We start from the raw sequence: 3,172 nt of genomic DNA on the forward strand, positions 1-3,172 counted from the left end.
CCGGATCCACCGATGGGGATGGGGTTTTGTCGGGTTGTACGCGGGTCGGAGCATGAGAAATCCCTTGTGATGCAGGAGAATTAAAGTTCTTCACGCTCTCGTTCGACCTGATCACAAGGGACATCTCGTAGGTGCAACTCTCTCACACCCCGGCAGCGACGACGGCGGTCTTCGATGACCCGAACCTGATCGGCTCGGCGGGCCTGGTGCCGGTGCTGCGCTTGGCGGAGAAGGCGGGCCTGTCAGCGCTGGCGGATGAGCATCTGAGCGTGCCGGGCGACAAGGGCGCCAACGCCGGCGCGAAGGTGAGCGCGCTGGTGGCGGGGATGGTCGCCGGCGCGGACAGCATCGACGACATGGCGATCCTGCGCCACGGTGGGATGGGTCGGGTCTTCGACCGCTGCTACGCGCCCTCGACGTTGGGTTCGTTCCTGCGCAGCCACACGTTCGGGCACGTGCGCCAGCTCGACGGGGTCGCCTCGAGGTTCCTGACCGCCCTGGCCGCGGACACCCCGGTGGTGGCCGGGATCGGGCAGCTGGCGGTGGTCGACATCGACGACACCATCATCGAGGTCCACGGCTACACCAAGCAGGGCGCCGGGTTCGGCTACACGGGAGTGCGCGGCCTGAACGCCCTGATCGCCACCGTCTCCACCGACACCTCCGCGCCGGTGATCGTGGCCCAACGCCTGCGGAAAGGGTCGGCGAACTCCGCCCGCGGCGCCCAACGGCTAGTCCGTGACGCCCTCAAGACGGTGCGCACCCTGCGCCGCGGAGAAGGTGCCGATCCTTCCGGCGGGACGGGTCGGGTGCTGCTACGCGCCGACTCCGCGTACTACGGGCACGCCGTCATCGGTGCCGCGGTCAAGACCGGTGCGGAGGTCTCGGTCACCGTCCGCCTCGACAAGCGCGTCAAGGCCGCCATCAGCAGCATCGCCGTGGACGCCTGGACCACCATCGAGTACCCCAACGCGATCTTCGACGAAGAGTCCGGCACCTGGATCTCCTCAGCGCAGGTCGCCGAGGTGCCCTACACGGCGTTCACCTCGAAGAAGAAGAGCGAGCAGGTCACCGGCCGGCTCGTGGTGCGCCGCATCCCTGACGCCAACGCCGAGAAGAAGAAGCGTGCCGGACAGCACGGCCTGTTCGAGGTGTGGAGACACCACGCGTTCTTCACCACCACCGATGCCGAGACCGCTGACACCGTCACCGCCGACAAGGTCCACCGCGCCCACGCCATCATCGAACAGGTCCACGCCGACCTGAAGAACTCAGCCCTGGCGCACCTACCTTCGAAATCCTTCGCGGCCAACAGCGCCTGGCTCGTCCTAGCCGTCATGGCCTTCAACCTCACCCGCGCCGCCGCCACCCTCACCGGTCAGCGGTGCTTGGCCAGGGCGACCACCCCGACCGTGCGGCGCGCACTGATCCACATCCCGGCCCGGGTCGCGACCTCCGCCCGACGGCTCACCCTGCACCTACCCCGGGCCTGGCCCTGGCAGCACGCCTGGACCGCCCTCTTCGAACGCGTCCACGCGCCACCGGCCACAGCAACGACCTGACCACCCAGCCGCCCCCGGCGGCGCAACCCAGGAACCTCAGTGGAACCCCCCGGCAGCGAGGCCGGGCACTCACCCCTACCCCGACACCGTCAACCGAGACTCAACGTCACGGCGTCCACATCGAAAACGTGATCGGTGGATTCTCAATGACTTTGTCAAGCCGTTCTCAATGACTTTGTCAAGCCGTTCGAGCCATCGGTTCTCGAGTAGGTGGAGCGATTTCGAAGAGCCGGTTGTCGCGAAGCAGAGCCCAGAGGACGTCGACGCGTCGGCGGGATAGCGCGATGAGCGCTTGGACGTGTCCGTGGCCCTGTCCGCGCTTCTTGAGGTAGTAGTCGCGGTTGGGTCCCTCGCGCATCATGGCGGCTGAGGCGGAGAGGTAGAACACCCTGCGCAGCTTGCGTGAGTAGCGCTGCGGGCGGTGCAGGTTCCCGGTGCGCCGTCCGGAGTCTCGCGGGACCGGCACCAGCCCGGCGGCTGAGGCGAGCCGGCCGGCGTTCGCGTAGCCGTTGAGGTCGCCTGCTGCGGCGATGAGCTCGGCGCCCAGGATCGGGCCCATGCCTGGCAGGGACTCGATGATCTCGGCTTGGGGGTGCGCCCGGAAGGTGCTGGTGATCCGGGCGTCCAGCTCGGAGATCCGCGAACCGATCGCCAGGAGCTGGGTGGCGAGGTCGGCCACGATGCTGGCCGCGACGTCCTGCCCGGGCACGACGGTCTGCTGGGCCTTGGCCGCGACCAGTGCGGCTGCTGCGATCTGGTCGGCGCTGCGGACCTTCCGCTTGACCAGCCATGCCCGCAGCCGCGACGCACCGGTCCGGCGGATCGCCTGCGGTGTCTGGTAGCCGGTCAGCAGGGTCAGCGCGCCGCGGCTGTGGGCGTAGTCGAACGACCGCTCCAGTGCAGGGAAGTAGCCGCTGAGCACGTCACGGAGCCGGTTGACCATCCGGACCCGGTCACCGACCAGGTCGGTGCGATGAGTCACCAGCAGCCGCAGTTCGGTCACCAACGAGGTGGAGACCTCCACCTCCTGAAGATCGCCGCGGTGCCGCAGCGTTTCGGCTATGACGTAGGCGTCGCGGGCGTCGGTCTTGGCTTCACCGCGGTATGCGACCGACATCTGGTTCACCGTCCGGCCGGGCACGTACCTCACTCGCTGACCGTGCGCCGCCAACAACGCGAGCAGCAGCCCGGACATGGTCCCGGTGACGTCGACTCCCCAGACGACCTCGTCGGCGCGGGCGAGCACGCTGCTGACCGCGTCGAGGATCGCTGCCTCGTCGTTCACCGCCTTCGCCGACCAGACCGTGGTGCCGGTCTCGTCGATGAGGCAGATCCAGTGATGACCTTTGCCGACATCGATGCCCGCCCAGCCGAGCGGGATCTGTTCCTTCATCAAGTTCCTCCTTCGAGCATGCGAGCAATGTCGTGGCCCGAAGGAACACCCCGCCGACAGATCCGTAAACAGCGACCAGGACGCGCATCTCAATCAGCAGTCAAGGCGTCCCAGGAGGAGCCGGGCGGCCAATCCATCGGAGCCATCAGGGGCGATCAAGGCTCAGCCACACCCAGCCCTCCCGGGCCACCCAAGAACTTACGGATCCGGGCTTATC

At 67.7% G+C, this 3,172-nt stretch carries 2 protein-coding genes; one reads left to right on the forward strand and one right to left on the reverse strand.

Going from position 1 to position 3,172, the window contains the following annotated elements; all coding sequences use genetic code 11:
• Positions 1-131 precede the first annotated feature (131 nt).
• A complete protein-coding gene (locus WDU93_RS15195) occupies positions 132-1,562 on the forward strand; it encodes an IS1380 family transposase (protein ID WP_337322083.1) in 1,431 nt (476 codons plus the stop codon).
• Between the two features lie 178 nt (positions 1,563-1,740).
• Here the strand turns inward: WDU93_RS15195 and WDU93_RS15200 are convergent, their stop codons facing one another.
• Positions 1,741-2,955 (reverse strand): IS110 family RNA-guided transposase, encoded by a 1,215-nt coding sequence (locus tag WDU93_RS15200; protein ID WP_337322084.1) that lies wholly within the window; start codon positions 2,953-2,955, stop codon positions 1,741-1,743.
• Between the last annotated feature and the right edge of the window lie 217 nt (positions 2,956-3,172).

The organism is Microbacterium istanbulense (genome assembly GCF_037204145.1).
Classification (GTDB): domain Bacteria; phylum Actinomycetota; class Actinomycetes; order Actinomycetales; family Microbacteriaceae; genus Microbacterium; species Microbacterium istanbulense.

Excerpts from the sequence above, each read along its gene's own strand:
- WDU93_RS15200 (WP_337322084.1), bottom strand. The coding sequence starts at position 2,955 with ATGAAGGAACAGATCCCGCTCGGCTGGGCGGGCATCGATGTCGGCAAA.